This window comes from Shewanella inventionis, assembly GCF_019931735.1.
GTDB classification, from domain to species: Bacteria; Pseudomonadota; Gammaproteobacteria; order Enterobacterales; family Shewanellaceae; genus Shewanella; species Shewanella inventionis.
Map to the genome: position 1 here is coordinate 1,695,450 of NZ_CP082926.1, position 17,438 is coordinate 1,712,887.

Sequence of the window (17,438 nt, forward strand, 5' to 3'; positions counted from 1 at the left end):
AGCTAACCATCGTTATTACGATCAACCGATTGGCGTCTTATGCCAGTGGAAATACTCGTAAATTTTCATTCAGTAAAGCCATTAAACAACTTCCAAACTGCATCTCCTTTGATAACAAAAACCATTTTACAAATGGGAGTGTCGTCTAATGTTAGTTGCTTCTTTAGCCATTTTAGGTGGTTTCATTCTATTGGTTTGGAGTGCTGACCGTTTCGTTGAAGGTGCTGCTGCTACTGCTAAACATGCTGGCATGCCGTCATTGCTAATTGGAATGGTCATTGTTGGTTTCGGTACGTCTGCACCTGAAATGGTTGTTTCTGCAATGGCGGCCATTGATGGCAATCCAGATTTAGCCCTCGGTAATGCGCTCGGCTCGAATATCGTCAATACAGGTTTAATTCTAGGGTTAACAGCCATTATTACCCCAATATTGGTGCAATCAAAAATAGTCAGAAAAGAGATCCCTTTATTATAGCTTATTAGTTCTGCGCTCGGTTATTTCCTTTGGGATGGCTCGCTAACACGTTTTGAGTCTGTTCTTCTTCTGGTGGGGTTCTTTACCTTAATTGGCTGGAGTATTTACTCTGCTATGAGAGGTAAAGGGGATAAATTAGAAAGTGAAATGGATCAAGAACTGGTTGAGCACGAGATGCCTATCAAAAAAGCTATTTTTTGGCTGGTGATTGGCTTGATTCTTCTGATAGTGAGTTCACGAGTACTCGTTTGGGGAGCAGTGAGTATCGCAGAGGCACTGGGTGTTAGTGATTTAATTATCGGCTTAACGATTGTTGCTTTGGGCACGTCACTCCCTGAATTAGCAGCATCCATTATTGCAGTTAGAAAAGGTGAGCATGATATCGCTATTGGCAATGTGGTGGGTTCTAACATGTTTAACTTACTCGCTGTCGTTGGTATCGCGGGCGTTATATCGCCGATTACAGGTATGTCTTCCGAGGTTATGTCTCGCGACTGGTTAGTTATGATGGGTTTGACAATCGCCTTGCTATTTATGGCCTATGGATTTCGTGGCGCTGGACGGATTAACAGATTGGAAGGCGCAGGTCTGCTAATCGCATTTTGTGCTTACAACACTTGGCTAGTTTCTTCTGTGATTTGATCACGACATCAAAAAGTATTAAATGTGCATGTGGACTCAACTCACATGCGCACAATGAAAGAGAGAGATATGAAAGATTCACTTATTCAATTTTGGCAAAATCATTCAGAGACAATAGTAGCGCTTGGTTATAATTTAATCTTAGCTATTGTTATTTTGGTGGCAAGCTCACTTATTGCAAGAGCAGTGCGCAAAGCGATTCAAGACACTAACTCTAAGTTGAAAAAAGTTGACGCGACCCTGATACCAATATTTTCAACCGTAGCCAGTTACGCGGTATATGTCATCGGCGGTGTATTTATTTTAGACATCTTTGGGGTAAATACCGCGAGTCTTATCGCTCTAGTTGGTGCCGCAGGGCTAGCAGTTGGTCTTGCGCTTAAGGATACGCTTAGCAACATCGCGGCTGGAATCATGCTATTGATACTTCGACCGTTTAAATCTGGTGATTTTATTGAGTTTGGTTCAACTCAAGGGACAGTTAAAGAGATAAACTTATTCACTACAGTGCTTGAAACCATCGATGGTTTGTATATTGCCTCACCGAATAGCGTCTTATGGGGAAATAATATTAAAAACTTCACCCGTAATGGTAAACGCCGGATGGATATTGTTGTGGGAATTTCCTATTCAGACTCCATAGATGACGCGTTTAAAATATTGCAAGGTGTTGCAGAAAATGAATCAAGATTGATGTCGGAACCAGCGCCTCAGGTAATGGTTGCGTCCATGGCCGACAGTGCAGTAAACATTCAGTTGAGAGCATGGGCAACCAATGAAAACTATTGGTCAGCTTATTGGGATTTGAATAAGCAGGTAAAAGAAGCCATTGAAGCAGCTGGTCTGACTATTCCGTTCCCTCAGCGTACGCTCCACATTATCGAAAACTCAAACAGCAAATGAAGGGAGCATTACCGCACTCGCGGTAACTGGTCCCAGCGTGTTGTGTAGGCGGGAGACAAATGCTCTCGCTTCATCGACCAATCTTTCTTGAGTCCTTGTCCAGCAAAGAAAACCTTTCCTGCACCGCTTTGGTTAATGGTGTCCAATACAGACATTAACTGTTGGCTATTAGAGCGGGTCGATACGTCATCGAATAGTCCTGGTTGAAACATGCCTGGATCGTAAAAGTCAGACAGCATGACACCCGCTTTGGCATAACGAAAACCATCCTTCCATATCCGCTTGATTAAGTGACTGGCCAGCTCTATAAAATCCCGCGTGTCGCAACTGGGTATCAACAACTCGCCCGATGCGGAGTTGCTGTATTGCGGCTCGTTGTCCTTAAAGGGGCTGGAACGTATAAACACGGTCATCACTTTGGCTTGCTGCTGTTCTTTGCGTAGTTTCTCAGTGGCGCGGGTTGCGTATTCACATACGGCCTCACGTAACAATTCAAATTGCGTTACTTTTGCGCCAAATGAACGGCTACAGACGATTTGCTTCTTGGTTGGCGGGAACTCTTCAAGTTCAATGCACGACTCACCATTGAGCTCTCTGACGGTTCTCTCTAAAACCACCGAGAACTGGTCTCTGATGGCTCTAGGAGAGGCATTGGCGAGATCTAAGGCTGTGGTGATACCCAACGCATTTAAACGCTTAGAAAGCCGTCTACCAACGCCCCAAACATCATCAACAGGGACTAATGCGAGCAATCGACGTTGCCGATCTGGATTGGTCAGGTCTACAACCCCCTGAGTGGCCGGATATTTTTTGGCGGCATGGTTAGCCAGCTTGGCGAGTGTTTTAGTCGGTGCAATGCCTACACTGACGGTGATCCCAATCCAGTGGCCTATGCGCTCTCGCACTTGTTGTCCGAACTCGAAAAGGGATATGGCAGACTCAATACCGGTTAAGTCCAAAAACGCTTCGTCAATGGAGTAAACCTCTACTCGTGGTGCCATCTCTTCCAAAGTGCGCATCACTCGACTGCTTAAATCCGCATACAGCGCATAGTTAGACGAGAATGCCAAAATGCCATGGCGCTGCATTTCAGATTTGATCTGAAAGACGGGTACGCCCATTTTAATACCGAGTAACTTAGCTTCACGCGACCGTGCAACCACGCAGCCGTCATTGTTGGACAGCACCACAACCGGCGTATTTTTTAAATCTGGACGAAACAGCTTCTCACAACTGGCGTAAAAGTTGTTGCAGTCCACCAAGGCAAATACAGGCATGGGACAGTCACGACTTGCGTCGCATGTTTCGCACCACATTGGTGACCACACCAAATATCTCTAACTCTGTCCCTTCAGGAATATGAATGGGCTCATACACCTGGTTTCTTGGGAGCAGCATGACGCACGGCCTTAGTTGAAGCTCCTTTACCGTGAGTTCACCATGGATACCAGCGATGACAATGTCACCGTGTTCTGCTTGGACAGAGCGATCAACCACCAAAATATCATCTGGATGAATCCCGGCATCAATCATTGAATCACCTTCAACACGCACAAAGAACGTTGCAGCCGGTCGCTTAATGCACAGCTCGTTGAGGTCGAGCGTTTGCTCAACATAATCCTGCGCTGGTGAGGGAAAACCAGCAGAAACACGTTCCATAAACAATGGAATACGAAGGCGCTTGGCTTTGATGAAGGCAAGTGCGCCGCTACGGCCTATCAGCGAGACACTCATGACGAACCTCGAAAAATCACAATTGATACTGTTTGTTTATACAGTATCTAATGCTATGCTGATTTCTACAAGTAAAATTGTAGGTAAAACTGTAGTTGTTCGAGTAAGACGCTGTGTTGTCGGTGATTTATTTTTTGTGTTGAAAAGCTTGATGTGGGTGATCGCTCGCCCTCGTCAAAGCCTGCAAGGCTTGGACAATACTGCTTCTGCCTACTGCTCTTGTTTCTGTTACTGATCCTGTTACTGCTACTGGTTAACGCATGGGTCAAGTAACCGTCAGACAAGGCTTGTTGAACCCTTTGCAAAGGGTTTAAAAACAGTTAGTAAAATTCTGCTTTGTATTGAATTTACTGGCTTAAAGCGAAGTTAGGAGCACCATTAAAATGCTCAGTCGAACTCAGTTCAAGCCTTTTGCAACCGTTTGAAAAGGGGTTGGCTAAGCCATACGTAAAGGGTATCGGTAAGGGTTACCTAAAGGGTTTAGCTAAGGCTTTCTGAAAGGCTTAGCCAAAGCCTTCATACATGGGTTCACCCAGTAGAAAGATTAAAAAAACGCTTAGGTATCCAAGGTGCATTTAGAAAAACCTGTGGCACAGTGAAATCACCTAAAGCGAACAATAGAATTGAAGAGGAACCATCAATGACAAGAGCCCCTGCGCCATTTCCGCTAGAGCGCCTCGCGGATATCCCAGAAAGACCAGAAGATTTTAGATTGCTGGAGCGTATTCCATTAACGCGTGAGCCGCAGTCCTGGCCACTTGAACTTTCTCCTATGGTCGGTGATGAACAGCCAATGGTGCTGCTCGATACAGAGACAACCGGACTGTCTGCCGATGATGAGTCCATTATTGAGCTTGGTATGGTTAAGGTGCTTTACAGCCCCTCTGCTCAGCGAATTGTGTCGATTGTTGATGTGATCAGCTTGTATGAAGATCCCGGCAAGCCAATCCCCGATCTGATTACCGAGTTAACCGGTATCACCGATGAGATGGTGCAAGGCCAGCACATTGATGATTCACTGGTAGCGAGTTGGTTATCCGATGATCCGCTGGTGGTTGCACACAATGCGCAGTTTGATCGTCCTTTCTTTGAAAAGCGGTTTGCTGCATTAGGCCATCTATCTTGGGCCTGTTCAGCCAGTGGCATAGATTGGAAGGCGCTGGGTTTTGAAAGTCGAAAGCTTGAGTACCTGCTGCTTCGCTTAGGTTGGTTCTATGAAGGACACCGAGCTGCAACCGATTGTTTGGCGATGGCCTGGTTGTTTCATTTGTTGCCCGAGTCCGTTGCAAACTTGTTGTCTGAAGCAGACAGGCGAACTGTGTTAGTTCGTGCGTTTGGTGCGCCGTTTGACGTAAAGGACTATTTAAAAGAGCGTGGTTACCGCTGGCATGACGGTGTTAAAGGTGCCAACAAACATTGGTGGCGCGAAATCAGCGAAGACGAGTTGCCGCTGGAACAAACTTACCTGGATGATTTGTATCATCGTGGCTCAGAACATGCCCACTATGACTACAAAGATGCCCGCAATCGATTTAAAGCTTTATCATAGCCCCTTGCATATTTGAAAACTTCTGGAAAATGGAAAGTGAACTTACGTTATACCCAAACTACTTGGTGTTGCAGCTAGGCGGCAAGTGAGCGAGTCCCCATGAGCATAGATCTTCTATGTGATTAGGGTGAGCGAATGCAGGTAACACCGCTGCGGCTGCAAGTAGGAAGGGTATATAACCAACAAGAGGAATCTTTCCATGTACCAAGACACCTACATTGAATACTGGGGCGAAATCTTCGTCTCTGCCCGCATCATTGAATTTGGCATCACGTTCGAGCGCTTTCTTAAAGATCCATGGAAGCACTTGATGTCCTGTGGCCAAGAGTCTGCCCCAGACGCGATTGCTGAAGGGATGTTGCCATTGCTACCAGCTCAGGCAGAAGTTGCCAGGCGCATTCGGGAGAGTGAGCAACGAGCCCTGATGCCTACAGAGTCGGACAAAGGGGGTTCTCATCGCGGTAACATCGTGGTGCCACTGGTTCGGGTAGCGCATTGATAGCGGCTATCAGCATTGGCACAAAACAAGGTCTTCACGCTCATGACTCAGCGGCAATTGTAATCCAGATCAAAAAGTTGCCGCTTAGTCTTCCCTACAAAACAATTTGTGATAGGATGATACCTAATAAATTTAGTTAGGCTGTATAACTCAAATTGTTTTCTTGCTGTGAGCAACCACACAAGGTGGAGTTGGTTTCTATAGGGGGCGCATGAATACATCAATGGAGCTTTTATCAAAGCTCACTATTTTAGAAGAGCTGATCCAAGTTGTTAGCAATGAAAATGCAACCAAAACAGAAAAGTATCTTGCGTATTCGGGTGTATTGGCTTTGCTGCGAGAAATTGACGAAACAACTAATGCCCCTTGTTTTGGCGAGCATAGTCGAGATCTCAAAAGTGCGTTATTAAAGAAGCTTGGACTAGGGACAGACAGCCAAGGCTTGCATGATCCGGCGGCTTATCTCAGAAAGATCAAGTCTCCACAATGCTTAGATGTTGAATAGATGAAGGTTGCATGAAGCTGAATAAACATGATCTGTCTGGAAGCAAGCCTAGAACGCTTTTAGAAGAACTACCTCAAGCTAGCCGTGATCGTATTGCGCATATCGACTTTACCTTGTTATTCAAGGGAGAAGCGGTACGCGCTGATTTGGTTGAGCGTTTCAGTATAGCGCCAACACAAGCAACGAAAGACTTCACCATGTACAGAGAGCTTGCGCCAAGCAACATTGAGTATGACCAAAAGCTCAAGTTGCACAAGCGTGGTGAAGCTTTTGAGCCCTTGTTCGACTACGACGTTGTGAGAACTCTGGCAACCATTAGCCAAGGCTACGGAGATGGCTTCACTGGAAAGGTAAAACCACCTCTGGCTTGTGAAGCGCCTTATCACCTTAACAAGCCGAGTTTATCGATAGTAGCGAAAGTCACCGAGGCCATCCACAAAGGCAAAGCCTTGAGTATCACCTATGTATCGTTATCGAGCGGTGAAACAACGCGGGAAATTGTGCCGCATACGCTGGTGGATAATGGCCTGCGTTGGCACGTTCGTGGTTTTGACCGCAAACATGGTGAATTTCGAGACTTTGTACTGACCCGAATTAAAGCAGCGGTTGTGCTTGAAGACTCCACTTTATCTGAAACCGAGCTCGAAACCCAAGACCGGCAATGGAACCGATTTGTTGAGCTGGAGTTAGTGCCACACCCACGCATAGAGCACAGTGAAGCGATTGAACTGGATTATGGCATGACGGGTGGTGTTTTAAAGGTTGAGATTAGAGCTGCAACCGCTGGGTATTTGCTTCGCCAATGGCATGTGGATTGTTCCAAAGCACACAGCCTTCAAGGCACTGAATACCAGCTTTGGTTAAAGAATACTCCGACACTCTACGGGGTCGGAAATTTGAATTTAGCTCCAGGGTTTAACGAATGATGTTCGACGACAGTGAGCATTGCGCAACCCATAAACGAATTATGACGAATTAAAATCAGGAATTAGCAAATGACAAGTTTACAACAACGTGCCGAACTTCAACGCCAAATATGGGCGATTGCCAACGATGTAAGAGGCTCAGTGGATGGCTGGGATTTTAAGCAATATGTACTGGGTACGCTGTTCTACCGTTTTATCAGTGAAAACTTTGTCAACTACATCACAGGCGGAGATGAGAGCGTTAATTATGCTGCCATGTCTGACGATGACGAAAACATCAAGTTTGCTAAAGAAGATGCCATTAAAACCAAAGGCTATTTTCTTTACCCTAGCCAGTTGTTCAGCAATGTGGCGGCTAATGCACACAAAAACGAAAATTTAAATACGGATTTGGCAGCAATTTTTGCGGCAATCGAAAACTCAGCTAATGGCTATGATTCAGAAAAAGACATCAAGGGCTTGTTTGCGGATTTTGATACCACCAGTAATCGCCTGGGCAATACGGTAGAGGCAAAAAACAAACGCCTAGCTGCGGTGTTAAAAGGCGTGGCCGGTTTAACCTTCGGTAATTTTGAAGACAACCAAATTGATTTATTCGGTGATGCCTACGAGTTCCTGATTTCAAACTATGCCGCGAATGCGGGTAAATCCGGTGGTGAATTTTTCACCCCTCAGCACGTATCAAAATTGATCGCACAGCTGGCCATGCACGGCCAAACCAGTGTGAATAAAATTTATGACCCTGCGGCGGGCTCGGGCTCGTTGCTGTTACAAGCCAAAAAGCACTTTGATGCGCATATCATTGAAGATGGCTTTTTTGGTCAAGAACTCAACCACACCACCTATAACTTGGCGCGTATGAATATGTTTTTGCACAATATTAACTACGACAAGTTTAATATTCAGTTGGGTGATACATTAACCGAACCGCACTTTTTAGATGACAAACCCTTTGATGCCATTGTCTCTAACCCCCCTTATTCGGTGAAATGGATTGGTAGCGACGACCCAACCCTAATCAACGACGACCGCTTTGCGCCCGCTGGTGTGCTCGCGCCTAAATCAAAAGCCGACTTTGCTTTTGTGCTGCATGCACTAAGTTACCTATCAAGCAAAGGTCGTGCAGCCATTGTCTGCTTCCCCGGTATTTTTTACCGTGGTGGTGCTGAGCAAAAGATTCGCCAATACCTTGTAGATAATAACTATGTGGAAACGGTAATTTCACTGGCACCTAACCTGTTCTTTGGCACCACCATTGCGGTGAATATTTTGGTGCTGTCTAAACACAAAACCGACACCACCACCCAGTTTATCGATGCCAGTGGTTTGTTTAAAAAAGAAACCAATAACAACGTTTTAACGGACAACGACGACGAAAAAAATCCTGGTCATATTCAGCAAATTATGAAGGTGTTTGCCAGCAAAGAGGACGTGGACCATTTTGCTAAATCTGTAGATTTGGATGTTATCGCAGGCAACAGCTACAAACTTTCGGTAAGCAGTTATGTAGAAGCGAAAGACAATCGCGAGTTAGTAGATATTGCAGAGCTTAATGCCGAACTTAAAACCACAGTCGGCAAAATCGATCAACTTCGTACTGAAATTGACGCCATTGTGGCGGAAATTGAGGGTGAGGAGCTTGAGGCATGATTCAGTTGAACTATTTAGAGAAACTCTTGGGCGATGTAGATGTTGAGTGGCTGCCATTAGGGAATTTAGCAGAAATCGGCACTGGTAAGTCAAATAGGCAAGATGAGACTGAAGATGGTGAATATCCATTCTATGTTCGTTCAAAAAATATATTGAGATCAAATACTTTCCAATTTGATGAAAAAGCGATTGTAGTCCCAGGAGAAGGAGGGATCGGAGACATATTTCATTTTGTAGAAGGTAAATATGCTTTGCATCAAAGGGCCTATAGAGTAAAGGCTACGAGTGATGTTCTAGATACAAAATTCCTGTACCACTTTATGTCTTCAAAATTTAAGCAATATATTTTGATGAAAAGTGTTGGCGCAACATCAATTTCAATAAGAAAGCCAATGCTAGAGGGATTTCAAATCCCCATCCCATGCCCAGATAACCCCAAAAAATCGCTGGCAATACAAGCTGAAATAGTGCGCATTCTGGACGCATTTACCGCCATGACCGCCGAGCTGACCGCCGAGCTTAACATGCGGAAAAAACAATACAACTACTACCGCGACCAGCTGTTGAGTTTTGAAGATGGCGAAGTTGAGTGGAAGACGTTGGGTGAAGTGGCTTTAGATTTTGGTCGAGGAAAATCTAAACATCGACCTAGAAATGATCCTAGTTTGTATGGAGGTGATATACCCTTTATTCAAACGGGTGATATCAGAAATGCAGCTCATACTATTCAAGAGTACAGCCAGACTTATAGTGAACTCGGTTTAAAGCAGAGTAAATTGTGGCCTAAAGGCACACTATGTATCACTATCGCCGCGAATATTGCAGAAACATCTATTTTGGGCTTTGATGCATGTTTTCCTGATAGTGTTATTGGTTTCGTTGCAAATTCTGAGGAAACGAGCTCAAGTTACGTTGAATATTTACTATCCTCAATCAAAACGCAGCTAGAAGAAAAAGGTCAAGGGAGCGCACAAAGCAATATAAACTTGGGTACATTTCAGAACTTAAAGCTTCCGTTCCCTCCAATTACGGAGCAAGAGCGCATTGTGGCTTTGCTCGATAAATTTGAGCTGTTAACTAACTCCATCACCGAAGGTCTCCCTCGCGAGATCGAGTTACGTCAAAAGCAATACGAGTATTATCGTGACCTGTTGTTGAGCTTCCCGAAATCTCATTCAGATGAGGCAGCTTAATGAGTAAAACGCTAACGGAAATAGCAGAGTTGTTGCACGCGTCCGATAAAAAGGTGCAGTTAATCTATGCCTTTAATGGTACAGGTAAAACACGTTTGTCGCGTGAATTTAAAGAGATTATCGCGCCAAAGGAAGATGGACTGGATGATCTTGATGGTGCAGAGCAAGCGCCACTGTCCCGCCACAAGATTTTGTATTACAACGCGTTTACGGAAGACTTGTTTTACTGGGATAACGACTTAGATGCTGATGCAGAGCCGAAGCTAAAAATCCAACCCAATACGTTTACCGATTGGATATTAAAAGTACAAGGTCAAGAGCCTAATATCACCAGGTTGTTTCAGCGTTATAGCAACGAGAAGTTGACGCCTCATTTTAATGAAGACTTTACTCAAGTAACCTTTTCATTTGAGCGAGGAAATGCGGAAAGAGCACAGCATGTAAAAATATCTAAGGGCGAAGAAAGTAATTTTGTCTGGAGTATTTTCCATGGGCTTCTAGAGCAAGTTGTTAGAGTCATGAATAATCCTGATGAAGAGGATGATGAGAGCTTCAATCAGTTAGAATATGTGTTCATTGATGACCCCGTCAGCTCATTAGATGAAAACCATTTAATTGAACTTGCAGTTAATTTGGCTGAACTAATCAAGTTAAGCAAATCTGAGAAGCTTAAATTTATCATATCGACACATAATCCGCTATTTTACAATGTGTTACACAATGAGCTTAATGCGAAAATCTGCTACTTATTGCAACGATTTGAAGATGGGACCTTTGATCTAAAAGAAAAAAAAGGTGGCGCGAATACCAGTTTTTCATATCACTTGTATATCAAGCAATTGATTGAACAAGCTATTACGAACAATGAAATACAGCGTTTTCACTTCAATTTGCTGCGCAATCTTTATGAGAAAGTCGCAGCATTTTTGGGGTACGCAGATTGGACAGCGTTATTACCCGAAAGCCGCGAGCTATACGCCAAACGAGTGATGCACTTTTATAGTCATCGTTCATTATCAAACGAAGAAGTTGCAGAACCTACCGAACCTGAGAAGCAGATTGTTAAGTTTCTACTTGAACATCTATTAAATAATTATGGTTTTAAACTGCAAGGAGCACAGAATGACTAATACAACAAAGCCGATTGCAGAATCAAATAATTTTATTGTCTTAGACAAATACACAAAGCAAACGCAGGTAAGTGAAAGCTACCAGAGCGAAAGTGATTTAGAGCGTGAACTGATTCAGGACCTAAGCAACCAAGGCTATGAGTATTTACCTGCGCTAACGACGCCAGACGCCATGCTGGCGAATGTACGCAAGCAGCTACAAGCCCTTAATAAAGTCGAGTTTACCGATGCCGAGTGGGCTCGCTTTTGCGAGCAATACTTAAATACCCCAAGCGATAATATTCTTGATAAAACTCGCAAGGTGCACAGTGACTATATCTTTGATTTTGTCTTTGATGATGGCCATATAGAAAACATCTACCTGTTCGACAAGAAAACCATTGCTCGCAACAAAGTGCAGGTCATTAAGCAGTTTGAGCAAACGGGAAGCCATGCCAACCGTTACGATGTGACGATTTTGGTCAATGGTTTGCCTTTGGTGCAAATCGAACTTAAAAAGCGTGGTGTGGCAATCCGTGAGGCGTTTAACCAAATACATCGCTACAGCAAAGAAAGCTTTAATGCAGAGAACTCGTTGTACAAGTTCTTGCAGCTGTTTGTGATCTCTAATGGCACCGACACGCGCTATTTTGCCAATACAACTAAGCGAGACAAAAATAGCTTCGACTTCACGATGAACTGGGCGAAGTCAGACAATACGCTGATTAAGGATTTAAAAGACTTTACCGCCACTTTTTTCCAGAAAGAGACGCTGCTTGAAGTGATCTTGCGTTACTCTGTGTTTGACGTAAGCAATACCTTGCTCGTGATGCGCCCTTACCAAATTGCGGCTACTGAGCGCATTTTATGGAAGATAAAGAGCGCGTTTAACGCTAAGAACTGGAGCAACACCGAGAGCGGTGGATACATTTGGCACACTACCGGTTCAGGAAAAACACTCACCAGCTTTAAAGCGGCACGTTTGGCCACCGATTTAGACTTTATAGATAAAGTCTTTTTTGTGGTGGACAGAAAAGACCTCGACTATCAGACGATGAAAGAGTATCAGCGCTTCTCACCTGATAGTGTGAACGGTTCAGACAGTACCGCAGGGCTTAAGAGTAACCTGGATAAAGACGATAACAAGATTGTCGTCACCACAATCCAAAAGCTCAATAACTTAATCAAAAGTGAAAGCGATTTAGCGATATACAACAAGCAAGTGGTCTTTATTTTTGATGAATGTCATCGAAGCCAGTTCGGTGAAGCGCAGAAAAACCTGAAGAAGAAATTCAAAAAGTACTACCAGTTTGGCTTTACCGGTACGCCAATTTTCCCTGAAAACGCCTTGGGTGCTGAAACCACGGGCAGCGTGTTTGGCCAGCAGTTGCACACTTATGTGATCACTGATGCCATTCGTGATGAAAAAGTACTCAAGTTCAAAGTGGACTATAACGATGTTCGTCCTCAATTTAAGAGCATTGAGACTGAGCAGGATGATAAGAAGCTCAGTGCGGCGGAGAACAAAAAAGCGTTCTTACATCCAATGCGCATTCGTGAAATCTCGCAGTATATTCTGAACCATTTTAACCAGAAAACGCATCGAGCCTATTCTGGTGCCAAAGGGTTTAACGCCATGTTTGCGGTAAGTAGTGTTGATGCAGCGAAAGCGTACTATGAAACCTTCAAAACATTGCAGGCCGAGGCCGAAAATGGACCCACGAGTAAGCCTCTGCGCATAGCGACTATCTTCTCATTTGCTGCCAATGAAGAGCAGGACGCCATTGGTGATATTTTAGATGAGAGTTTTGAAGTCAGTGCCATGAACAGCAGCGCAAAAGAGTTCTTGAGCGCCGCGATTAACGATTACAACGCCATGTTTAAATCTAACTATGGCGTGGACAGTAATGGCTTTCAGAACTACTACCGTGACCTTGCCCAGCGCGTGAAGAATCAAGAAATAGATCTGCTCATAGTGGTGGGGATGTTTTTAACGGGCTTTGATGCGCCTACGCTCAATACCTTGTTTGTTGACAAGAATTTGCGCTATCACGGCTTGATGCAGGCGTTTTCTCGTACCAATCGCATTTATGATGCAACGAAGACCTTTGGCAATATTGTTACCTTCAGGGACTTGGAACAGGCAACCATTGATGCTATCACCTTGTTTGGTGACAAAAACACCAAAAACGTGGTGTTGGAGAAGAGCTACAAAGAATACATGGAAGGTTTTAACGATATTGCTACTGGCCAAGCGCGTCGAGGTTTTGTTGATATCGTAAAAGAGCTGCAAGAACGTTTTCCAAACCCAGAAAATATTGAAAAAGAACAAGATAAAAAAGAATTTGCCAAGCTGTTTGGTGAATACCTAAAAGCAGAAAATATTTTACAAAACTACGATGAGTTTGCTGGATTAAAAGCGCTGCAAAGCTTAGATACCAGTGATGAACAAGCTGTTGAAGAGTTCAAGTCAAAGTACTATCTGGACGATGCTGACATCGAGGCAATGCAAACCATCGATATGCCAAGCGAGCGTGCTATTCAAGATTATCGCTCTACCTACAACGATACCCGCGACTGGTTGCGACGCGATAAAGAAGGTCAGGACAAAGATAAATCAACGGTAGACTGGGACGATGTGGTCTTTGAAATTGATTTGCTTAAATCCCAAGAAATAAACCTCGATTACATTCTTGAGCTTATTTTTGATCACAATAAGAAGAACAAGAGCAAAGAAGGCTTGATTGAAGAAGTTCGTCGTATGATCCGCGGTAGCCTTGGCAATAGAGCGAAAGAAAGCTTGGTGGTTGATTTTATTAACCAGACAAACCTAGATGAGATCAATGACAAAGCCAGCATTATCGACGCTTTCTTCAAATTCGCCCAGGCGGAGCAGAAGCGCGAAGCCGATGCCATTATTGCCTCTGAAAAGCTCAATATCGATGCTGCCAAACGCTATATTGCGTCATCACTCAAACGTGAGTACGCCTCTGAAAATGGCACTGCACTTAATGAGGCGCTGCCCAAACTTAGCCCATTGAACCCACAGTACCGAACCCAGAAGCAAACGGTTTTTCAGAAAATTGCCGCTTTTGTTGAAAAATTCAAAGGTGTGGGTGGGCAGATATAAGTGTTATTACGTGCTGTTTAGGAGCGAAGTCAAATAGCGCAAGTGTCTGAAATTTATTGATTTCTAGGCTGGTTATCTTTTACGTGGAAGGTGAATTAAAAAATGGAAAATGAAAACATAGTAAGGTTTTTGTCATCAGATATAAAAAGGAACTCCGCGTCTTCGAAGAGAGAGCCAATCGAAATTGATCTTTCTAATGATGACTTAGATGACGAGCTGGCCACATTTTTTCGTTTTGTCAATAAAGTACTAGATACTGATAACTTAGTCATACTGGCTGGTTCAGGCACGTCTTTAACATTTAATAAGCTTTCTCAGCAGAACAAAGCGCCTATCGCTCCAAGTATGTGGCACCTTTGGGACTATTGTAAAAAAGCAGATGAGAATCTTTTCCAATTGGTTTTGAAGGCAACAAATTATGATGCCCTTCAAAAACATCGTGAAGAAAACGGAGATGCAAAGCCTGACATTGAACTATTATTGTCTCTATGCGATTCCTCTTTAGCCGTTGGGAACCTTTCAAATCAAAGAATTAATCAAGTAAGTAAGTTCCTTGAGCAAGCCAAAAACATAATTTTAGCTAAAACTAGCTTTACTGAATCGATCCCTGAATCAGACTGGGTTAATCATGATAAATTTATGCGTGCAGTAGGTAGGAGGAGTGCTCAGCAACAACGACTTAAACTTTTCACGACTAATTATGACTTGGCTTTTGAGCACGCTGCATCAAATACTGGTTTTGTTGTTATTGATGGTTTTGAGTTTTCTAACCCTTCTTTTTTTAATCCTATGTGGTTCAAATATGACATAGTGAACCGTGGGCACTCCAAGAGTAGTGAAGGCGCATACATATCCAATGTGGTTCAGCTATACAAGATGCATGGCTCTGTGGACTGGAGAAAATTTAACGGCAGAGTTAGAAAGCTAGGTGCTGACAGCAAAATTGGTGAACCTGTTTTTATCTATCCAAGCAGTAGCAAATATCAGACATCTTATGATTCTCCTTACTTAGATATGATGACTTCTTTTTTGGAAGTAGTTAAACAACCAAAAACGGCTGTATTGTGCCTAGGTTTTGGTTTTAATGATAAGCATATAAATAATGCGCTAACTATGGCGCTTAGGACTAACCCTGAGTTTATGCTTATGGTTGCAACGAAAGACCCATTCAGTGTAACGGGTTCATTTAATAATGAGATTAGAAATCTGCTAATGGCAGCTATTGACCATGGGGATGGCAGAATCGCGATAATGGATTCAACGTTTAAACAGTTTTCTAGTCTGCTACCTGAACGAAGATCAACAACTCCCGAAGATGAACTTTTCAAAGCATTTGAGAAAATCACAGCGAGTATTAAATAAGGGAGACTATTCATGGAACGGAAAAACTGGTTTTCCCCGTACGATCCAACAAGACGGATTGGTAGCGTCATTAGCGTATCCGCAACCGAGCTTATCATTAACTTATCTAAAGCGGGATCTGGTGAGCCCAGTTGGTCATTCGGAAATCGAATAGCCGCTGGAGAAGTAAATGAATTTGTATTCATCGACATAGGTGAAACAGCGATACTTGGGCGCTTAGTGAAAGTGTGGATTGAGGGGGGAGAGAGATTAAGTGTTGACGGTTTGGCTGATAAACCATCCGAAAATCATCCAATTGGACTTGTTCAATTATTGGTAAGTTTGAACCCAGCTAATGGTCGTAACTACAAAGGAATTAAGCAGCATCCGAGATTAGGTAGCCAAATATATTCAGCTCACCCGTATCTGGTATCAATAATCGCTGAAGGTAAACAAAATGAGGAGCCTGGCCAAATCCATTTACCGTTAGCCTCACTTCCGCATGATGAGTCCGTAACTGTTCACGTTACCCCAGAAAAATTATTTTCACGCCATTGCGCTATTTTAGGAGCAACAGGTGGCGGGAAAAGTTACTCGATGACAAACATCATCGAGCAAGTGATTAAGGCCGGAGGCAAAGCAATTATTATTGACCCTACGGGGGAATATGAGTCACTTGGCTGTGACAGTTACTATGTTGGAAATCATGCAAAAGCAACTCCATTTAATCAGTTAACTTTTCCACATTGGCAGTTTACAGACTCAGATATTAGAGCCTTTTTAAGGCCTTCAGCGCAAAGCCAAGCGCCTAAACTGGAGGCTGCTATCGAGAGTCAGAAAATAGTGTGGCAATTTTGGCAGCAACAAAATCATGGCCTTGATATCAATGCAAATTATCTTTTGAACAAATCTGGCCAAGCAAAGGCTCCTTACGAAGCTGCTCTATTGTCTATGAATAGCTCTATCCAGACAGCTCCATGGATGTTTAAATACATTGCTGATCAGATTGTAAACGAGTGTGTGTGGCCAAATGGCGGTAATGCTAATAATCCTAACCCCACTATTTGGGGCGGTAGAGCTGATAATGATGTTGGCCACTGTTTAAACCTGATAGCTCGGATTAAAGCCTATTCAAACAACCCAAATTTAAAATGGATGATTGACCCGGATGATAAATTGAAGACATTACCTAATCTTATTGATGATTTCTGTTCGCCAATAAGTAGCAATAATGTGCTGAGATTAGATCTTTCTGAAGTTCCATTTGAAGCAAACTCAAGAGAAATACTTGTTAATGCCATTGGTAGAAAGTTGTTATCTGTAGCCAGGCAAGGTGCAATAAATCATGGTGCACCTCTATTAGTATTTATTGATGAAGCTCATCAATTTCTCAATAAGCGAATTGGTGAAGAAACGAACAGGTTTGAGTTGGATGCCTTTGGGAATATTGCTAAAGAAGGTAGAAAGTATGGTTTAAATACCATCATTGCTACTCAGCGACCACGTGACATTCCTGAAGATGTTTTAAGTCAGATTGGTACACTTATTGTGCATAGGTTGACCAATCAGCTGGACCAAGAAATTGTAAAAAAGGCTGTTGGCGCTATTGATCAACGTTCAGCATCTTTTCTCCCTGTCTTGGGTCAAGGAGAAGCGTTGTTGTTAGGAGTCGATTTCCCATTTCCTATGACTGTGAAAATGAAACGTCCAGCAAATGCGCCAACTTCGAAAAGCGCTGGCTTTTCTAAAAGTTGGAAACCTTTGCAAAATTAGTTTCAATTA

Annotated in this window: 13 protein-coding genes and 1 pseudogene; 12 read left to right on the top strand and 2 right to left on the bottom strand. The window is 43.4% G+C overall.

Annotated elements, in window-relative coordinates; genetic code table 11:
* Positions 1-148 precede the first annotated feature (148 nt).
* Together K8B83_RS07695 and K8B83_RS07700 are read left to right on the top strand one after the other, a co-directional pair.
* Positions 149-1,117: pseudogene (locus tag K8B83_RS07695) on the top strand (calcium/sodium antiporter).
* Between the two features lie 69 nt (positions 1,118-1,186).
* A complete protein-coding gene (locus K8B83_RS07700) occupies positions 1,187-2,020 on the top strand; it encodes a mechanosensitive ion channel family protein (protein WP_223419487.1) in 834 nt (277 codons plus the stop codon).
* 8 nt (positions 2,021-2,028) lie between these two features.
* On the opposite strand, the gene umuC is transcribed toward K8B83_RS07700, so the two are convergent.
* The gene (umuC, locus tag K8B83_RS07705; RefSeq protein WP_223419489.1) at positions 2,029-3,297 is read right to left on the bottom strand and encodes a translesion error-prone DNA polymerase V subunit UmuC; all 1,269 of its coding nucleotides are present in this window, start codon (positions 3,295-3,297) and stop codon (positions 2,029-2,031) included.
* A gap of 7 nt (positions 3,298-3,304) precedes the next feature.
* Positions 3,305-3,754, bottom strand: a complete 450-nt coding sequence (umuD, locus tag K8B83_RS07710; protein WP_031500429.1) for a translesion error-prone DNA polymerase V autoproteolytic subunit — start codon at positions 3,752-3,754, stop codon at positions 3,305-3,307.
* A gap of 640 nt (positions 3,755-4,394) precedes the next feature.
* Between umuD and K8B83_RS07715 the strand changes: the two genes are divergently transcribed.
* The 10 genes from K8B83_RS07715 (at position 4,395) to K8B83_RS07760 (ending at position 17,429) form a co-directional block, all read left to right on the top strand.
* The gene (locus tag K8B83_RS07715) at positions 4,395-5,303 is read left to right on the top strand and encodes a 3'-5' exonuclease (RefSeq protein WP_223419491.1); all 909 of its coding nucleotides are present in this window, start codon (positions 4,395-4,397) and stop codon (positions 5,301-5,303) included.
* Between the two features lie 199 nt (positions 5,304-5,502).
* The gene (locus tag K8B83_RS07720) at positions 5,503-5,802 is read left to right on the top strand and encodes a hypothetical protein (protein ID WP_223419492.1); all 300 of its coding nucleotides are present in this window, start codon (positions 5,503-5,505) and stop codon (positions 5,800-5,802) included.
* 211 nt (positions 5,803-6,013) lie between these two features.
* The gene (locus K8B83_RS07725; protein WP_223419494.1) at positions 6,014-6,307 is read left to right on the top strand and encodes a hypothetical protein; all 294 of its coding nucleotides are present in this window, start codon (positions 6,014-6,016) and stop codon (positions 6,305-6,307) included.
* A gap of 11 nt (positions 6,308-6,318) precedes the next feature.
* A complete protein-coding gene (locus K8B83_RS07730; RefSeq protein WP_223419496.1) occupies positions 6,319-7,233 on the top strand; it encodes a WYL domain-containing protein in 915 nt (304 codons plus the stop codon).
* Positions 7,234-7,302: 69 nt separating this feature from the next.
* The gene (locus K8B83_RS07735) at positions 7,303-8,883 is read left to right on the top strand and encodes a type I restriction-modification system subunit M (protein WP_223419498.1); all 1,581 of its coding nucleotides are present in this window, start codon (positions 7,303-7,305) and stop codon (positions 8,881-8,883) included.
* Entirely contained in the window at positions 8,880-10,076 is a 1,197-nt protein-coding gene (locus K8B83_RS07740; RefSeq protein ID WP_223419499.1) for a restriction endonuclease subunit S, read from the top strand. Before K8B83_RS07735 ends, K8B83_RS07740 begins: the two co-directional genes overlap by 4 nt.
* The gene (locus K8B83_RS07745) at positions 10,076-11,206 is read left to right on the top strand and encodes an AAA family ATPase (RefSeq protein ID WP_223419501.1); all 1,131 of its coding nucleotides are present in this window, start codon (positions 10,076-10,078) and stop codon (positions 11,204-11,206) included. Before K8B83_RS07740 ends, K8B83_RS07745 begins: the two co-directional genes overlap by 1 nt.
* Positions 11,199-14,315 (top strand): HsdR family type I site-specific deoxyribonuclease, encoded by a 3,117-nt coding sequence (locus K8B83_RS07750; protein WP_223419503.1) that lies wholly within the window; start codon positions 11,199-11,201, stop codon positions 14,313-14,315. Before K8B83_RS07745 ends, K8B83_RS07750 begins: the two co-directional genes overlap by 8 nt.
* 102 nt (positions 14,316-14,417) lie before the next feature.
* Complete coding sequence (locus K8B83_RS07755; RefSeq protein ID WP_223419505.1) at positions 14,418-15,677, top strand: SIR2 family protein; 1,260 nt, start codon at positions 14,418-14,420, stop codon at positions 15,675-15,677.
* Between the two features lie 12 nt (positions 15,678-15,689).
* Positions 15,690-17,429, top strand: a complete 1,740-nt coding sequence (locus tag K8B83_RS07760; RefSeq protein WP_223419507.1) for an ATP-binding protein — start codon at positions 15,690-15,692, stop codon at positions 17,427-17,429.
* Positions 17,430-17,438 lie beyond the last annotated feature (9 nt).